This is a genomic window from Pseudomonas sp. NY15364, from assembly GCF_048068235.1.
Classification (GTDB): Bacteria; Pseudomonadota; Gammaproteobacteria; order Pseudomonadales; family Pseudomonadaceae; genus Aquipseudomonas; species Aquipseudomonas mendocina_D.
This window is the reverse complement of sequence record NZ_JBLUPX010000100.1, coordinates 1-389: the sequence shown is the minus strand read 5'-3', so window position 1 is coordinate 389 and position 389 is coordinate 1. Positions and strand designations below refer to the sequence as shown.

At 60.9% G+C, this 389-nt stretch carries 1 pseudogene; it reads left to right on the top strand.

The annotated features are described in order from the left end of the window. A pseudogene (locus ACNFCJ_RS24150) lies at nt 1-110 on the top strand (IS66 family transposase); the annotation flags it as partial. Nucleotides 111-389: the final 279 nt, after the last annotated feature.

Below are 389 nucleotides of genomic sequence, written 5' to 3'. Positions count from 1 at the left end.
AGACGGCCCTGGGCAAGGCGGTAAACTACTTGGCCAGCAACTGGAGCAGGCTGGTGCGCTACATCGAAGGCGGGCATCTACCGATCGACAACAACCGCGCCGAGAACGCCAAGGGAAACACCAACAAGCCTCCCGCGCCCCGGACACTGAGCCGGATCAGTTGCGCGTCGATGGGACTTGAAGGTGTACGTGAAGCCGCCCGAAGGAACAAGGGCATGCAGTTCACGGCTTTGCTGCACCACATCACACCGCAGTTACTGGCGCAGAGTTTCTATGCCCTACGCCGCGATGCAGCGGTAGGCGTGGACGGCTTGTCGTGGCGGGAATACGAGGAAGGTCTTCTCCAGCGGGTAACCGATTTGCACGCAAGGCTCCACGGTGGAGCCTAT